Annotated in this window: 18 protein-coding genes; 9 read left to right on the forward strand and 9 right to left on the reverse strand. The window is 62.2% G+C overall.

The window, feature by feature from the left end:
• The first annotated feature begins 16 nt into the window (after positions 1–16).
• Positions 17–334: an HNH endonuclease family protein gene (locus tag BUA42_RS19180; protein WP_072779960.1), complete on the forward strand. Its 318-nt coding sequence runs from the start codon at positions 17–19 to the stop codon at positions 332–334.
• An 81-nt stretch (positions 335–415) separates the two neighbouring features.
• Here BUA42_RS19180 and BUA42_RS19185 read toward each other — a convergent pair whose 3' ends face one another.
• The 5 genes from BUA42_RS19185 to ubiA are packed head-to-tail and all read right to left on the reverse strand — an operon-like array spanning position 416 to position 5,294.
• Positions 416–1,579 carry an iron-containing alcohol dehydrogenase gene (locus BUA42_RS19185; protein ID WP_072779961.1) on the reverse strand — a complete coding sequence of 388 codons (1,164 nt, stop codon included), beginning with the start codon at positions 1,577–1,579 and terminating at the stop codon, positions 416–418.
• A gap of 14 nt (positions 1,580–1,593) precedes the next feature.
• Entirely contained in the window at positions 1,594–2,010 is a 417-nt protein-coding gene (locus tag BUA42_RS19190; protein WP_072779962.1) for a VOC family protein, read from the reverse strand.
• A 35-nt stretch (positions 2,011–2,045) separates the two neighbouring features.
• On the reverse strand, positions 2,046–2,372 hold the full coding sequence (locus tag BUA42_RS19195; protein ID WP_072779963.1) for a hypothetical protein: 327 nt from the start codon (positions 2,370–2,372) through the stop codon (positions 2,046–2,048).
• Positions 2,359–4,269 carry an OmpA family protein gene (locus BUA42_RS19200; RefSeq protein ID WP_072779964.1) on the reverse strand — a complete coding sequence of 637 codons (1,911 nt, stop codon included), beginning with the start codon at positions 4,267–4,269 and terminating at the stop codon, positions 2,359–2,361. The genes BUA42_RS19195 and BUA42_RS19200 overlap by 14 nt, the downstream gene beginning before the upstream one ends.
• Before the next feature lie 59 nt (positions 4,270–4,328).
• Entirely contained in the window at positions 4,329–5,294 is a 966-nt protein-coding gene (gene ubiA, locus BUA42_RS19205; RefSeq protein WP_072779965.1) for a 4-hydroxybenzoate octaprenyltransferase, read from the reverse strand.
• 12 nt (positions 5,295–5,306) lie between these two features.
• Between ubiA and BUA42_RS19210 the strand changes: the two genes are divergently transcribed.
• The 3 genes from BUA42_RS19210 to BUA42_RS19220 all read left to right on the forward strand — a co-directional run bounded on the left by BUA42_RS19210 (position 5,307) and on the right by BUA42_RS19220 (position 7,987).
• On the forward strand, positions 5,307–6,026 hold the full coding sequence (locus BUA42_RS19210; protein WP_072780012.1) for a 16S rRNA (uracil(1498)-N(3))-methyltransferase: 720 nt from the start codon (positions 5,307–5,309) through the stop codon (positions 6,024–6,026).
• Entirely contained in the window at positions 6,023–6,553 is a 531-nt protein-coding gene (locus BUA42_RS19215; RefSeq protein WP_072779966.1) for a hypothetical protein, read from the forward strand. Before BUA42_RS19210 ends, BUA42_RS19215 begins: the two co-directional genes overlap by 4 nt.
• A gap of 63 nt (positions 6,554–6,616) precedes the next feature.
• Positions 6,617–7,987 carry a glutamate--cysteine ligase gene (locus BUA42_RS19220; protein WP_072779967.1) on the forward strand — a complete coding sequence of 457 codons (1,371 nt, stop codon included), beginning with the start codon at positions 6,617–6,619 and terminating at the stop codon, positions 7,985–7,987.
• Between the two features lie 37 nt (positions 7,988–8,024).
• Here BUA42_RS19220 and BUA42_RS19225 read toward each other — a convergent pair whose 3' ends face one another.
• The 3 genes from BUA42_RS19225 to BUA42_RS19235 form a co-directional block, all read right to left on the reverse strand.
• Positions 8,025–9,602: a gamma-glutamyltransferase family protein gene (locus tag BUA42_RS19225; RefSeq protein ID WP_072779968.1), complete on the reverse strand. Its 1,578-nt coding sequence runs from the start codon at positions 9,600–9,602 to the stop codon at positions 8,025–8,027.
• A 315-nt stretch (positions 9,603–9,917) separates the two neighbouring features.
• Entirely contained in the window at positions 9,918–10,352 is a 435-nt protein-coding gene (locus BUA42_RS19230) for an ATP-binding protein (protein WP_178346939.1), read from the reverse strand.
• Positions 10,333–10,671: an STAS domain-containing protein gene (locus BUA42_RS19235; protein ID WP_072779970.1), complete on the reverse strand. Its 339-nt coding sequence runs from the start codon at positions 10,669–10,671 to the stop codon at positions 10,333–10,335. Before BUA42_RS19235 ends, BUA42_RS19230 begins: the two co-directional genes overlap by 20 nt.
• 94 nt (positions 10,672–10,765) lie before the next feature.
• Here BUA42_RS19235 and BUA42_RS19240 point away from each other — a divergent pair, with 94 nt between their 5' ends.
• Positions 10,766–11,929 carry a thiolase family protein gene (locus tag BUA42_RS19240; RefSeq protein WP_072779971.1) on the forward strand — a complete coding sequence of 388 codons (1,164 nt, stop codon included), beginning with the start codon at positions 10,766–10,768 and terminating at the stop codon, positions 11,927–11,929.
• Between the two features lie 54 nt (positions 11,930–11,983).
• Positions 11,984–12,439 (forward strand): GAF domain-containing protein, encoded by a 456-nt coding sequence (locus BUA42_RS19245; RefSeq protein ID WP_072779972.1) that lies wholly within the window; start codon positions 11,984–11,986, stop codon positions 12,437–12,439.
• Between the two features lie 46 nt (positions 12,440–12,485).
• Here BUA42_RS19245 and BUA42_RS19250 read toward each other — a convergent pair whose 3' ends face one another.
• Positions 12,486–13,037 (reverse strand): hypothetical protein, encoded by a 552-nt coding sequence (locus BUA42_RS19250; protein ID WP_072779973.1) that lies wholly within the window; start codon positions 13,035–13,037, stop codon positions 12,486–12,488.
• A gap of 190 nt (positions 13,038–13,227) precedes the next feature.
• Here BUA42_RS19250 and BUA42_RS19255 point away from each other — a divergent pair, with 190 nt between their 5' ends.
• From BUA42_RS19255 to BUA42_RS19265, 3 genes are read left to right on the forward strand one after another with little or no spacing between them, the layout of a single operon-like run.
• Positions 13,228–13,800, forward strand: a complete 573-nt coding sequence (locus tag BUA42_RS19255) for a helix-turn-helix domain-containing protein (RefSeq protein WP_072779974.1) — start codon at positions 13,228–13,230, stop codon at positions 13,798–13,800.
• A gap of 31 nt (positions 13,801–13,831) precedes the next feature.
• On the forward strand, positions 13,832–14,209 hold the full coding sequence (locus tag BUA42_RS19260; protein ID WP_072779975.1) for a GFA family protein: 378 nt from the start codon (positions 13,832–13,834) through the stop codon (positions 14,207–14,209).
• A 3-nt stretch (positions 14,210–14,212) separates the two neighbouring features.
• Entirely contained in the window at positions 14,213–14,836 is a 624-nt protein-coding gene (locus tag BUA42_RS19265; RefSeq protein ID WP_072779976.1) for a LysE family translocator, read from the forward strand.
• Positions 14,837–14,840: the final 4 nt, after the last annotated feature.

Genomic DNA, 14,840 nt, shown 5'->3' on the forward strand with positions numbered 1-14,840 from the left:
ACTGCAAGACTGTCCGATGACCGAGACCGATCCGATCTGCCCGCTTTGCCTGCGCCCGATCCCGCCCGGCGTGAAGCAGAGCCAGCATCACCTGATCCCGAAGCTGAAGGGCGGCAAGGGCGGGCCGACGATCCTGATCCATCAGATGTGCCATAACGAGATCCATGCGACGCTGACCGAGGCGGAGCTGGCGCGGGAGTACAATACGCCCGAGGCGTTGCGCGCGCATCCACAGCTTGGCGCGTTCTTCAATTGGGTGGGAAAGCGCCCCCCGGACTTTCATGCGCGCAGCCGGGGTAGTGTCCGCAAGCAGCGGTCGCGAAAGCGCAGATAGGTCCGTTCTGATCCTATTGTTTCGCGCGCGAAACATTGGGACCGGTTCGGACCTTTTAAGGTTTTGGTAACGAATGGGATTTCACCAAATCCGGTCGTAGATCGCGACGATCTCTTCTGCGGTGGGCACGCGCGGATTGTTCTGCGGGGAACCAGACGCCAGCGCCTGATCCGCCATGGTCGCAAAGGTCGACGCGTCTTTCGCGTGGCCCAGGCTGCCGGGGTTCGGGACCTTGAGGTCGTCGTTCAGCCTCTGGAGGTTCTTGACCAGCTTTCCGCACGCGACCGCATCGCTGTCGGTATCGTCGGCCCAGGTCATCACGCGGGCGCAGGTGGCATAGCGGTCCGACGCCGCGTCGACGGAGAACCGGGTGACTTCCGGCAGGAGCATCGCGTTGGACAGCCCGTGCGCCACGTGGAAATGCGCGCCGATGGGGCGGCTCATGCCGTGGACCAGCGCGACGGAGGCGTTCGAGAACGCCATCCCGGCCTGCGAAGCGGCAAGCATCAGGGCTTCGCGCGCTTCGGCGTTTTCAGGTTCGGCACAGGCGGTGCGGACGTGGCGCGCGATGGCGGGCATGGCGGCGAGCGCGAAAGCGTCGGTGTAGGCAAAGGCTTTGCGGCTGACATAGGCCTCAATGGCGTGGGTCAGACTATCGACGGCGGTGTCGGCGGTGATACGCCACGGTTTCGTGGTGGTGAACGTCCAGTCGATGAGCGCGGCAGTGGCGACGCAGGCAAGGCCCGAGAGGTTGTATTTCTCGGTCTTCTCAGTGTCGGTGATGACGCACCAGCGGGTGAGTTCGGACCCGGTCCCGCCTGTCGTGGGGATCAGGATCACTGGCGGGCCGCAGCGGTCGATCTGGGTCGGGGCCTTGTAGTCGCGGACATGGCCGGGATTGACGGACATGAAGCTGATGGCCTTGGCCGTATCCATCGGGCTGCCGCCGCCGAACCCGATCACGCAATCAAAATCGCCTGCGTTGAAGGCCGCGAGCCCTTCGGCGAGGCAGGTATCGGTGGGATCCTCGACCACACCATCGAAGACTGTCCAACCGATCCGCGCGTTATCGAGCACATCGGTGATGGTCTGCACATGGCCAAGCTGCACCAAACCCGTATCGGTCACGATCAGCGGGCGGGTCAGGCCCAATTGTTGCAACACCTCGGCTAGCTCATTCGCAACGCCACCGCCGATGCGGATGATGCGTGGGGATTGGACGCGGCCGATTTGGGCGAGTGTCATGTGGTGCCTCTGGGTCAGTCTTCGTCGACGATCTGGTGGACCTCGATCACGTTGCCATCGGGGTCATAGAAAAAGATCTGGTGCCAGCCTTTCACCGCGTCGCTGCCCCAATCGGAATAGGGCACGCCCTTGTCTTCAAGATGCTGCCTGAAGGCCGCGATATCGTCGGTGCGGTAGGCGATGTGCCCGCGTTCGAGCGGGTTGACCACATGCCCCGACCGGAACGAGTTCAGCACGTCGCGCGGGGTCAGGTGCATTTGGATATCTCCGTCCGTGACAAAAGAGACGTCTCCGACCAATCCTCTGTCCGCATTGACCGGTGGGAGCTTCGTGGGATCATCATCGCCGAGTTGCAGGACGTCCCGGTAAAACCGGTCCATCTCTGGCACGTTGGCGGAACACAGGTTGATGTGATGCAGTTTGAGCTTCATGCCGGGACCGTGGCGCAAAGCCCGATCGAACGCAATCAGGACGCGTTCATGCGCTCCACATAGGCGCGCATCTCTTCGGCTTCGTGCCGGGCGTCGCGCAAGCCTTCCATCGCGGCGGCGAGTTCGGCCTCGGTCTGGGCGAGCTGATTGGTCAGCTCGGCCTCGCGTTGCTGCAGGTAAGTGATCGCCTGATCGCGGGTTTCCTCGGCCTCGTGCAATTCCTGGCTCATCTTTTCGAGCTGATCCATGTCGGCTTGGCTGACGCGCGTAAAGCGATGCACGAGCCAGTTGGCGAACCAGCCAAGGCAGAACGCCACGAACAGAATAATGGCTGTGGTGATGACGAATTCAGTTCTGTTCATCCGACTGTCCCTCTGCCCCGCCATCTGTTTCGCCCGTAGGGACCGATTGTTCAATACTTTCGAGCGTGGTTTCGACCTCGGGGATGGGTTCAGGTTGCCGCAGCTTGAATTCGATACGTCGATTGGCCTCGCGGCCTTCTTCGGTGTCGTTGGACGCGATGGGACGTTCCTCACCGTAGCCGCGCACCTCGTAGCTCGACGTCAGCACGCGGCGGTCGCGCAAAGCGTTCGCCACCGCCTGTGCGCGGTCCTGGCTGAGCTGGAGGTTCATCACTTCACGTCCCTGGCTGTCGGTGTGTCCGGCGATCACCAGAGGAATGTCGCCACACAGCTGCAGAAGCTCTGCGATTTCGTCCATGATGTCCCGCGTTCCGGCGTCGAGTGTCGCGGAGCCGGGTTCGAAGGTGATCTTGCGGTCGCCGATGATCTCTACGATCTGGGCCTCGCATTCCTCGGGCGTCGGGATGCCCAGAAGCGGATCGAGCTTTTCCTGGTAGGTGACGTTGATCTCGAATTCCTCGGCATCGCCCAGTTTCTCGGCCAGAAGCCCGGCGATTTCCGAACTGGCGTTCTGGTTGCCGGTGTTTCCGCTGATGGCGAGGCTATCGGGTGTCACGACAACCGCACCGTTCGACAGCCGCGACAAGGCTTCCAGACCCGCAAGGACCCGGCTGGACCACGTGGCAGGCAGGGTTTCGTCGACGCGGGCGGTCATGCGAACCGAGGACGATCCAAAGGCGGCGCGGGCAAAGCTGTCGGCCGTCTGCCGCGCGATTTCGCTGTTGATGCGGCCACGGAGCTGAACACTGCCCTCGGGGCTGTGGGTCGCGGTGAATTCCGGGATGCCCACGGGCTGTTCGGGGGGCGGTTCCGGCAGGGTCGCATTGACGACGAAGACCTTGGGCAGGTCGGCTTCCAAGGTGCCAACCACCTGATCGAAGAGGTTCTGATCGGTGCCTTCCAGGGCAAAGAGAGAGACATCGGCATCCGCGAAGGTGATGCTGCCACCGCCCAGCGCGGCGATCGCTTCGATTCCCATGGCGGTTGCTGTGCCCCATTCGTTTGTCGGCGTGCCAAGGCCAAGGCGGCAGTCGATCTTGTCTTCGATCCCGGCTGCGCCTGCCGCGGCGAGGATTTGGGCACGGGCGTCCTCGGTCGGAGCAGAACAGGCGTCAAACCGCGCACCGTCGGCATCCTTGATAAACCGCAGGGTGAACGGCGAAATGACCGGGCGCGGCGCGGTGATTTCAAGCGCCAGTCGCACGTCGTCGCCTGCACGGCGGGCGAAATCAGCCTCGATCCGGCGGCGGGCGTCTTCGCTTTCTGCCGCGCCCTTGATCGAGACGCGACCGGCTTCGACAGAAATCTTCGACCGCTCAAGATCGTCGAGCACTGACACCGAATACTCCAACGCATCGTCCCAGCCTTCGGGAACGGGGTAATCCGCGATCTCAAGCAGATCCGACACCGGCGCATCGGGAACAGCGCGGGAGATGTCCCGTATCAGCTGATCTCGATCCGTGGCCAAGGGCAAAAGTCCGATCAGGGAGATCCCGCTGTCGCTGCGCAGCATTTCAATCGAGAACCGCGGCGGCGCGATCCCGTCAGTGTCGATGATGTCGATCTGGTCGATCACGCGAGCGGTATCGACCACGCGGCCCGCTGCACTGAGCGCCTGAAACCGGGCGGCTTCGGTCGGGGCGGTGCCGATCAGGAAAACCTGCAATCCGTTGGTGTCCACGTCCGCCCATGTCAGCGCGTCGCGATCCAGCTCTGTTCTGACAGCACGCTCGGACGTGTCTTCGACCGCATCCACCGAAAACCACGCAGCAGCGAGGCTGAGCACGGCGGCGATTGCGAAGGTGCTGAAAAGCACAATGACAGAAGACAGGCGCATGAGCGTTCCGCATCAGGTGACGTTGGCCCAGCGATACGCCGCAGGGCCAAGGAGTGCAATCAAACCAGAAGCGCTGTGGCGAAAAACAGCACAGGAATCAGGCCCGCATTCCGGTTGGACCGAAACACTTCCAGAAGGCGGTCGGGATCGTCAAGATCCACCTTCCGCATCTGGAACATCATGTGCCACCCCATCGCCCACGGCCCACCCAGCGCGAGGACCAGTGCAAAGATCTCACCGCGTGGTGCCGCGAGGATGATGGCGAGGCCCATCAATGCCACGGTGAGGACCAGAAACCACGCGAGGTAACGGGGCGTGTCGTCGCCGAACAGGCGCGCGGTGGATTTGATGCCGATGAGCGCGTCATCGTCCCGGTCCTGATGCGCATAGATCGTGTCATAGAACAGCGTCCACGCGATGCCCGCCGCATAGAGGCACAAGGCAGGCCAACCGAGTGTGCCCGTATGTGCCGTCCAGGCCAGCAAAGCCCCCCAATTGAAGGCGATGCCAAGAAACACCTGTGGCCACCATGTGAAGCGCTTCGCGAAGGGATAGATGGCGACCGGGATCAGCGCGATGACGCCAAGCAGAATCGCCATCGGCGGAAAGGTGATGAGGATGAAGAACGCGGTCACCGATTGGATCACGGCCCAAACCAGCGCCTGTTTCGCAGACACCTGACCAGAGGGGATCGGGCGGGACGCGGTCCGCGCGACCGAGCCGTCGAAATCGCGGTCAGTGATGTCGTTCCAGGTGCAGCCCGCGCCGCGCATCAGGAACGCGCCGATGCCGCAACCGACGATGATCCAGAGATCGAACAGCCGCATTTGCCCGGTGTGGAACATCGCAAGAAGCACGCCCCAGACGCAGGGCGCGAAGAGCAGCCAAGTGCCGATGGGCCGATCCGCACGGGACAGGCGCAGATAGGGGCGCGTCCATTCAGGCGCCAGCGTATCGACCCAGTTGCCCGAGACGGCATCAGCGACCTGACCGCCCTGGTCTGGTGTTGTCTGCGGGCCGGGCATATGTCTGGCTCCATGAAGGCAAAAGTCAGATTGTATGTAGATCAGCCGCTCGGGGCGGCACAACCGGTCCCTCTGACGCGGGAGCAGGCGCATTACCTGCTCGGTGTGATGCGCATGGGGGTCGGTGACGCCGTGGCGCTGTTCAACGGGCGTGACGGGGAGTGGCAGGCCGAGGTCGCCGAGGCGGGCAAGCGCGGCGGCGTGTTGGTCTGCCGTGAGCAGTCCGCGCCTTTGACTTTGCCCCCCGATCTCTGGCTTTTGTTCGCGCCGATCAAGAAGGCGCGCACCGATTTCATCGTCGAGAAGGCCGTCGAAATGGGCGTGCGACGTATCTGCCCGGTGCAGACGGCGTTCACGAATTCCGAACGGATTCGGCAGGACCGGTTGCAGGCCCATGCGGTCGAGGCGGCAGAGCAGTGCGGGGCGACATTTGTGCCGGAGGTCGCGGATTTGGCAAAGCTGGACCGGGTTTTGGCCGATTGGGACACTTCGCGGAGAATCGCGTTTTGCGATGAGGCTTTGGCGGGCGAAACTGGTCGTTTGCCGGACGCGCCGGGGCCATGGGCCATTCTGATCGGGCCAGAAGGTGGATTCTCGGAAGCCGAGCGCAGCCGGTTGCGCGGGTTGGCGCATGCGACGCCAATTGGCCTTGGTCCCCGCATCCTGCGTGCGGATACGGCGGCGGTGGCGGCGTTGACCTTGTGGCAAAGCGCCTTGGGGGATTGGGCGTGAGCTTTTTCCGGCCCGAGGCGAAGGCGCTGCTGCGGCGGTGGCGCGAGGCGTTGGTCGGGGCGGCCCTTCTCCTGCTCGGAGCATATTGGAGCCTTGGGACCACCCCCGGTCCGTTGTCATGGATCGGTTTGCTGGTTGTCTTGCTGGGCGCGGCGCTGTTCTTTGCCGGGCTGCAAAGAGGGCGCGCGCGTCACGGTGGCGGCGGACCGGGCGTTGTACAGATCATCGAACGGCGCATCGGGTATTTCGGCCCGCTGAACGGTGGCATTGTCGATCTGGACACCATCACCTCGATCAATTTCGACCCCACAGAACACCCATCGTCCTGGGTCATTACCCACGAGGGCGGACCCGCGTTGCACATCCCCATGAATGCCGAAGGCGCGGACGGTCTGTTCGACGCATTCGCAAGCCTGCCGGGTCTGAGTCCCGGGCGCATCGCTGCCGTGTCACAGCAGGACAGCGACCGACCGATTGTGCTCTGGCGCAGATCCGATCTTCGGAAACGCATCGCCCGGCTGCATTGACACCCCGGAGAATTCGGACCAAGGCTGGCCTCCTATCGCGAGCAGACAGACCGGAGACACGCCATGTCCATTCCTCAGTCCGGTGGCGGGCCTATCGAACATCACGATCAACTGGCCCAGTACCTGGCCGATGGCTGCAAGCCGAAAGAGGACTGGCGTATCGGGACCGAGCACGAAAAGTTCGGCTACTGCAAGGATAGTCTGCGCCCCCTGCCCTATGCGGGCGAACGATCGATCCTCGCCGTTCTGGAAGGGCTGCGCGATCGTCATGGCTGGTCCCCCATCCTAGAAGGCGACAACCTGATCGGGTTGGTCAAGGGCGGCGCGAACATCTCTCTGGAACCGGGTGGGCAGTTGGAGCTGTCCGGCGCGCCTTTGGAAACCATCCACCAGACCTGCGACGAGGTGAATGAACATCTGGTCGAGGTCAAAAGCATCGCCGACGAAATCGGCGTCGGGTTCATCGGCCTTGGTGCCGCGCCGATCTGGACGCATGAGGACATGCCGCTCATGCCCAAGGGGCGCTACAAATTGATGGACCGCTACATGCAAAAGGTCGGCACCTCTGGCACGACCATGATGCGGCGGACCTGTACGGTGCAGGTCAACCTCGACTTCTCGTCCGAGGCGGACATGGTGCAGAAGATGCGCGTAGCGCTCGCGTTGCAGCCGGTCGCGACCGCGCTGTTTGCGACCTCGCCGTTTTTCGAAGGCAAGATCAACGGGCACAAAAGTTGGCGCTCACGCGTCTGGCGGCATCTGGATGACGACCGCACAGGCATGCTGCCCTTCGTGTTCGAGGACGGGTTCGGGTTCGAGGCGTGGGTGCAATACGCGCTCGATGTGCCGATGTATTTCGTCTACCGCGACGGGGTGTATCACAACGCGCTGGGCCAGTCGTTCCGCGACTTTCTGAAGGGCGAATTGCCAGCCTTGCCCGGTGAGACCCCGACCTTGTCGGATTGGGCGGATCACCTGACGACGATCTTCCCCGAAGCACGGGTGAAAAAGTTCATCGAGATGCGCGGCGCCGATGGCGGACCGTGGCGGCGGCTGTGCGCCCTTCCCGCGCTCTGGGTTGGGCTGACCTATGATCAAAACGCGCTCGATGCGGCGTGGGACCTGGTCAAGGGCTGGGACGCAGAGACGCGCCAGAGCCTGCGGGTCGCGGCCTCGGTCGACGGGCTTCAGGCGCAGGTCAACGGAATCGACATGCTGGCCCTGGCGCGGGAAGTGCTGGATATCGCCGAAGCCGGGCTTGTCGCGCGGGCACGGCCGGGCGCCGGTGGGCTGGTGCCGGATGAGACGCATTTCCTCAACGCGTTGAAGGAAAGCGCGGAGAGTGGAAAGACACTTGCCGATGAATTCCTCGACCACCACGCGACCGATTGGGACGGTGATATCAGCCGGATTTACGGCGACTACAGCTATTGATCGTCAGGAGGTCGGACGGGTTTGTCCGACCTACGTGTCAATACCCGATGGCGCAGCCGTCCTTGCGGGGATCGGACGCCCCCTCGAGAACCCCGTTGTCATGCAACTGGATGGCTTGCGCGCCGCCGATTGCGACTTCGGGTATATCCACATCGTGGCCCCACTCTGCCAGCTGCGCCCGCACGGCGTCCGAATACCCCCGTTCGACCATGAGCTTGCCCTTCTCGGCAAAGCAGCGCGGTGCGTCGAGGGCTTCTTGCGGCTCCAGTCCGAAATCGGTGACGTTGGTCACGAAGCGGGCATGACCAGTTGACTGATATTGCCCGCCCATCACGCCGAACGGCATCATGACCTTGCCCTGATCCCGAAGGATTGCCGGAATGATCGTGTGCATCGGGCGCTTTCCGCCGCCGTATTCATTTGCGTGACCCGGTTCGAGCGTGAAACCGCCACCACGGTTCTGGAACAGGATGCCGAACTTCTCGGATGCGATGCCGGAGCCGAAGCTGTGGAAGATCGAATAGATCAGAGAGACCACCATGCGGTCCTTGTCGACGACGGTGATATAGATCGTGTCCTTGTGAACCGCTTCGCTGATCGTCGTGGCGCTTTGCATCGCCTTTTTCGGGTCGATGAGTGCGGCGAGCTTCTTGGCCGTTTCCATCGACAGCATGTGGTCGAGTCGCGTCATGTGATCGGGGTCTGCCACGAAACGGTTGCGCGTGTCATAGGCCAGCTTCGTCGCCTCGGCTTCGAGATGCGCGCGTTCGGCCCCGAACGGATCGAGCGCGGCCAGATCGAACTGCGACAGGATGTTGAGCAACAGGATCGCTGTGGCACCCTGACCGTTCGGCGCATGTTCGAGGAGTTCGAGTCCGCCGTATGTACCGCTGATCGGATCGCCCATCGTGGCCGCCGTGTTCGCGAAATCATCGGCCGTGTGAACGCCGCCCATGGCATTGAGCACGGCAAGCATGTCGTCTGCGATCTCGCCGGTGTAGAACGCGTCGCGGCCGTCTTTTGCGATGCGCTTCAGCACCTCTGCCTGGCCGGGCAACTGGAACAGCGTACCGCGCGCGGGCGCTTGGTCGTTGGGCAGGAAATGTGTCCGCGCATGGCCCTGAAGAAGGTCCGCGTTTGACGCCCAGTCCCAGGCCACACGTTCGGCCACGGGCAGCCCGTTTTCCATGTAGTCGATGGCAGGAGCAAGACTGTCGGCGATGCCGAGCTTTCCGTACTTCTCCGACATGGTGCAGAACGCATCTATCGCGCCCGGGACCGTGACAGCTTCGGGGCCGTAGAGCGGGATCGTATCTTCACCGCGAGCGCGCAGATCATCGGCCCTGGCCGCCGCAGGCGCGCGCCCGGAGCCGTTCACGGTGATCACGTCGTCACTGCCCGCCGGTGAAATCAGCGCGAAGCAGTCGCCGCCGAGTCCCGTCATTGCAGGCTCTGCCTGACCAAGGATGACCGCACCGGCAATTGCCGCATCGATGGCGTTGCCGCCGCGCTTCAAGATATCGACCGCCGCCTGTGCCGCCAGCGGGTGTGACGTGGCGCACATGCCGTTTGTCGCCAGAACCGCAGAGCGCCCCGGCAATTGGAAATCTCGCATAAGACCTGTCCCCTCTTTGAAGGGCAAAATAATCGCAGGCCCGGCGGCGTCAATTCGATGTCTGTTTGGGAAGGGTAGATACCTCGACGCCGTACACTGGGTGGGGGCTGTTAACGGCACGGCGCCGAGGTGAAGCTTGTTGCAGCTACCCTGTCTGTTTGACCGTGAACTCCGCCCAAAGTTCAGCGCGATTAAGGCCATTGTGAGACATTACCCCCTGATGCGTGAACAGAGGGGCATTTGGGCCCCTTATTGCGAACAATTCAACGATAATCTGATGAGAATTTGGGAGGTCCGACTGCAGGAGATCCGCCCTCAGAGACCGAACGCCAAAGTGAGTCGGTTCATGCCCTCGGCGCGCTCATACGCCAGCTCTGAGACAAGCGCGCGAATGAGGAACCAGCCATATCCGCCCTCTGCCAAATCTGTCGGATTCGGAGACGATCCGCGCGGTAAGGTTTGGCAAGCGTAGGCGCGGCCCCAATCCCGCACATTGATCGTCAAAACCGCATTCGTCGCATGCATGTTTATCGCAACTGCTCCGACAGAGCGCGGCGGATACCCGTGTTCGACAATATTGTTCAGAACCTCGGCCAAAACGATCCGGACGTCATCGCGCAGCTCCTCGAACCAGCGCTGGACAAGGGCCGAATCTACCTGCGACAGCAAAAGCGGCGTTGTGGCGTCCATCGCGGGGAGACATGCCGCGAAAATCGACGATCCCGGACTGTCAGGAAGAAACCGATCCACTGGCCTGGTCCGCGTCGTCGTGAATCGTGAAAATCGAATCCATCCGGGTCAGGCGGAACACCTTTGCGACAATCGGCTGTAACGCGGCGAGTTCGAGGACCTGACCCGGGCGAAGCTGCTTCATCGAGGCGACAACGGCGCCAAGGCCGCTTGAATCGATGAATTCCACCTCTTTGAGATCAAGAACGAAGCGCCCGTCACCTTTCGACGTCAGGGCGCGCATGTCTTCCTTGAATTGCAACGCGGTTGGCGCGTCGATGCGGGGGGCATTCACGCGGATCACGATGGCTTGCGGGGTCAGGTCAACGGTCAGTTCCATAGCGCCTCGGCAATTTGCTGTGCCGCGCACCCTAGACGCCAATCCTTACCATCCGGTATGCAAGGCCCAACGCGAAGACGAGGGGAGGATCGGCATGACCGAGGTTGTCATCACGGGCGCATCGCGGACGGCGATGGGCGGGTTCCAGGGAGCGTTTTCAAGCGTTTCCGCTGCCGATCTCGGCGGCGCGGCCATGCGGGCTGCGCTCGATCAGGCGGGTGCGCCTGCGGTGGACGAAGTGCTGATGGGCTGCGTCCTGCCGGCAGGCCAGGGGCAGGCCCCCGCCCGGCAAGCCGGGTTCGCCGCCGGTCTGGGCGAAGAGGTTCCGGCGACGACGCTTAACAAGATGTGCGGGTCGGGCATGAAGGCCGCGATGATGGCGTTCGATGCCATTGCGCTGGGCCGTGCCACGACCATCGTCGCTGGCGGGATGGAGTCGATGACCAACGCGCCCTATCTCCTGCCAAAGATGCGGGATGGCGCGCGCCTTGGTCATGGTCAGGTCATCGACCACATGTTCCTCGACGGACTCGAAGATGCCTATGACAAGGGACGGTTGATGGGCACCTTCGCCGAGGATTGCGCCGAGGCGTTCCAGTTCACCCGCGAGGCGCAGGACGAATACGCCTTGCGGTCGCTGTCGAACGCGCTTGACGCACAGACGTCAGGCGCCTTCGATCGTGAGATTACCCCGGTGACCGTGTCGTCGCGCAAGGGTGAGGTCACCGTTGCCGAGGACGAACAGCCCGGGAATGCCCGCCCGGACAAGATCCCGCACCTCAAACCCGCGTTCCGCAAGGACGGCACGGTGACACCGGCCAACAGCTCGTCGATCTCTGACGGCGCAGCCGCGTTGGTGCTCACAACGGCAGAAGCGGCCGGCGCCAACGCGCGCGCCCGTATCGTCGGTCACGCCAGCCACGCGCAAGCGCCGGGCCTGTTCACCACAGCGCCGGTTCCGGCAGCGCAGAAACTGCTCGACCGGATCGGGTGGTCGAAAGACGATGTCGATCTGTGGGAGGTCAACGAGGCGTTCGCGGTCGTGCCGATGGCCTTCATGCAGGAAATGGGTCTGTCGCGCGATATCGTGAACGTCAACGGTGGCGCTTGCGCCCTGGGTCATCCCATAGGCGCGTCAGGTGCACGGATCATGGTGACCTTGCTGAATGCGCTCGAAAAGCGCAACCTGAAGCGCGGTGTCGCGGCGATCTGCATCGGCGGCGGCGAAGGCACGGCGATTGCCATCGAACGCATCTGATCTTCTCTGGTTCACAAATATCTCGGGGGTGTGGGGGCTGGCCCCCACGACAACATGGCCGATTACGGAACGCTCTCCAAAACCATCGAGGCGCTCACCGAAGGTGAAACCGATACCGTGTCGCTTATGGCGACGGTGGCCTGCGAAGTGCACCACGCAGATGATCGTTTCGATTGGACCGGGTTTTACCGGGTGGCGGGGCCGGGTCTGCTCAAGATCGGGCCTTATCAGGGTGGACACGGGTGCCTGACCATCCCGTTCTCCCGCGGCGTCTGCGGCGCGGCGGCGCGTACGGGTGAGGTGCAACTGGTTCCGGATGTGGACGCCTTTCCCGGCCATATCGCCTGTGCCTCATCCACGCGCTCGGAACTTGTGTTGCCGGTGTGGAACGGCAAGGGTCGGCTGTTGGGGGTCTTCGACATCGACAGCGATCAACCGGACGCATTTACTGAAGGCGATGCAGAGGCGCTTGCGGATATTCTGGGCCGGACCTTTGCTTGCATTTCCTAAGCAGACCCTTTCAGGCAGCTAAGCCCAAATCATCCAAGGCCACCTATCACCATCTCCCTGCAGCCTTGCGTCGCTGGATCCAATTGGCAGCGGTTTCTTCCCCAACCACGTTGTTTTCGACAAAAATTGAGCACGCCTTACCGTCCTGCCATCCACCGATCGCGTCCCAGATTTCATCCATTGCCTGAAGTGACCCGCTGATACCGGTATCGGTTTTCGCCATCCCGGGCGCGATGCAGCCCGCGAGTGTGAAGGCGTTGTCGTTCAAAGCGTCATGTATCAAGTGCGTGCGTATCCCTTCATGATTGAAGCGCAGACATTTGACCTTCACACCGCCTTTTCTGTCGGTGTTTTTGTAGTCCACCATGAGCCGATACGTGCCTTTGCGAACGAATGTGTATCCATTGCCGCGTTCGATGGTGGGCCACGTTTTGTCTCCAAGCGTGAGTTCGCCGGGGATCGTACCGTTCGCATTGGCGGTGAGCGAGCGTTTGAAAGTGAAGAAATGGATGCGTTCGAAGCCGCAAACGCCGTACTCGGGCGTTTGTAGAAAAGAGAAGGGTTCCGCTGGCATCACAGTGAATGGTTCAGTCGACATTAAAAAACTCTCCCGGTCAAAAAATGAAATATCTGATCAAGGTACGCCTGCGCCCTGAGTCGAGCAAGACATTGGTCATCGATGCCTTTCTTGCGGACGTGGGCCAACTGAAATGGCCTTCGTGAAAATTCTTCTTGAAATTTCACCTTGACTGTCGTGAAAATCGGGCAAGAATTTTCACGGACGACTCATGCAGCACGATCCGATTCTGCACAACAAGACGCTGGGCGCCGATCTTCGGGCTCTTCGTAAGGCGCGTGGGTTGACTTTGCAGGACATCGCGACTGCCCTTGACCGCTCGGTCGGATGGGTCAGCCAGGTGGAGCGTGACCTTTCGGAGCCATCGGTCACTGACCTGCGGCACATCGCGAAACTTCTGGACGTGCCTGTCTCGCTTCTGTTCGGGCACGCCAATGTCGCGGCCGAAGAAGCCGGGATCATCGTGCGGGCCGGGGCGCGTCGGCCGATTGGAAGCGGCGCATCCGGACTGGTCGAGGAGCTTCTCTCTCCGGACCTCTCGGATGATTTCGAGATGGTACACTCCACCTTCCAACCGCATAGCCGCATCGGCGAAGTGGTCACGCGCCCGACGCAGGAGGTCGGGTATCTGGTCTCGGGCAGGCTGGATCTGGTGATCAGCGATCGTAAATTTACGCTCGATCCCGGCGACAGCTTCCGCATCAAGGCCGAGCCGTTTGAATGGATCAATCCCTACGATGAGCCTGCTGTCGCCATCTGGGTGATTGCTCCGCCGGTGTATTGATGGTCGGGACGCAGGATTTGGGAGAACGCCGATGAGCCTGACAGGAAGCTGCCTCTGCGGTGCGGTTACCTACACCGCGACTGGAACGCCGGGCGCACCTGCAGCCTGTCATTGCACGCAATGCCGCAAACAATCCGGCCACGTCTGGGCGTCATCCTACCTTGAAGACGGAACGCTGGAGATCGCCGGCGACGTTCGGTGGTTCCAGTCTTCTGAAAAAGCCCGGCGCGGGTTTTGCCCGACCTGCGGGTCGGCGCTGTTCTGGGATCACGAAGACGACCCGTTCGTCTGTTTTTCGACCGGATCGATTGACGGACCCACCGGACTGAAACTGCGTGGGCATATCCATACCCGGACCAAGGGCGACTATTACGAGATCAACCCCAATGACGCGCAACGGGAAGAGTGACGTATGATCGATCTCGCCCTGTCCATTCCGCTTCTGACTTACGCGACCTTCATGGGGGCTGCATTTCTTCTGTTTCTGACCCCCGGCGCGGACATGATGTTCACGATTGCCAGCGGCATGCGGGGCGGAGCGGGATCAGGCATTGCGGCGGCGTGGGGGATCAGCCTCGGGTCGCTCTGCCATGCCGCGATGACTGCTGCAGGACTGGCCGTGCTGCTTGCGGCCTATCCCGTGGTCTATGACGGCATCCGGTATCTGGGTGCCGCGTATCTTTTGTGGCTCGCCTGGCAGGCGTGGCACGACACCAGTGCGGTGACCGAGCGTCGCGGAGCCACCGAGATCCGGCGTGCGTTCGGACGTGCGTTTTTGACCAACCTGCTGAACCCGAAAGTCGCGTTGTTCGTCCTCGCCTTCTTTCCGCAATTCGCGGATCCGGCGCTAGGGCCCGTCTGGCAGCAAATCCTGATCCTTGGTGTCCTGATGGCCGTCTGTGGCGGCGTTATGTATTCCGGACTGGGTGCCTTTGCGGGCTTGGCGGCTGCCCAGATGCGGCGCGCGTCCCGTTGGATGGGCAAAGCGTCAGCCCTTGTTTTCGGCGGCCTGGCCGTCCGTATTGCCCTTGATTGAGGAG

It is taken from the genome of Marivita hallyeonensis, from assembly GCF_900129875.1.
Classification (GTDB): Bacteria; Pseudomonadota; Alphaproteobacteria; order Rhodobacterales; family Rhodobacteraceae; genus Marivita; species Marivita hallyeonensis.

Bases quoted from the DNA above. Each gene is read 5' to 3' on its own strand.
- BUA42_RS19180 (WP_072779960.1), top strand. From the start codon at position 17: ATGACCGAGACCGATCCGATCTGCCCGCTTTGCCTGCGCCCGATCCCG.
- BUA42_RS19185 (WP_072779961.1), bottom strand. From the start codon at position 1,579: ATGACACTCGCCCAAATCGGCCGCGTCCAATCCCCACGCATCATCCGC.
- BUA42_RS19190 (WP_072779962.1), bottom strand. From the start codon at position 2,010: ATGAAGCTCAAACTGCATCACATCAACCTGTGTTCCGCCAACGTGCCA.
- BUA42_RS19195 (WP_072779963.1), bottom strand. From the start codon at position 2,372: ATGAACAGAACTGAATTCGTCATCACCACAGCCATTATTCTGTTCGTG.
- BUA42_RS19200 (WP_072779964.1), bottom strand. From the start codon at position 4,269: ATGCGCCTGTCTTCTGTCATTGTGCTTTTCAGCACCTTCGCAATCGCC.
- ubiA (WP_072779965.1), bottom strand. From the start codon at position 5,294: ATGCCCGGCCCGCAGACAACACCAGACCAGGGCGGTCAGGTCGCTGAT.
- BUA42_RS19210 (WP_072780012.1), top strand. From the start codon at position 5,307: ATGAAGGCAAAAGTCAGATTGTATGTAGATCAGCCGCTCGGGGCGGCA.
- BUA42_RS19220 (WP_072779967.1), top strand. From the start codon at position 6,617: ATGTCCATTCCTCAGTCCGGTGGCGGGCCTATCGAACATCACGATCAA.
- BUA42_RS19225 (WP_072779968.1), bottom strand. From the start codon at position 9,602: ATGCGAGATTTCCAATTGCCGGGGCGCTCTGCGGTTCTGGCGACAAAC.
- BUA42_RS19235 (WP_072779970.1), bottom strand. From the start codon at position 10,671: ATGGAACTGACCGTTGACCTGACCCCGCAAGCCATCGTGATCCGCGTG.
- BUA42_RS19240 (WP_072779971.1), top strand. From the start codon at position 10,766: ATGACCGAGGTTGTCATCACGGGCGCATCGCGGACGGCGATGGGCGGG.
- BUA42_RS19245 (WP_072779972.1), top strand. From the start codon at position 11,984: ATGGCCGATTACGGAACGCTCTCCAAAACCATCGAGGCGCTCACCGAA.
- BUA42_RS19250 (WP_072779973.1), bottom strand. From the start codon at position 13,037: ATGTCGACTGAACCATTCACTGTGATGCCAGCGGAACCCTTCTCTTTT.
- BUA42_RS19255 (WP_072779974.1), top strand. From the start codon at position 13,228: ATGCAGCACGATCCGATTCTGCACAACAAGACGCTGGGCGCCGATCTT.
- BUA42_RS19260 (WP_072779975.1), top strand. From the start codon at position 13,832: ATGAGCCTGACAGGAAGCTGCCTCTGCGGTGCGGTTACCTACACCGCG.
- BUA42_RS19265 (WP_072779976.1), top strand. From the start codon at position 14,213: ATGATCGATCTCGCCCTGTCCATTCCGCTTCTGACTTACGCGACCTTC.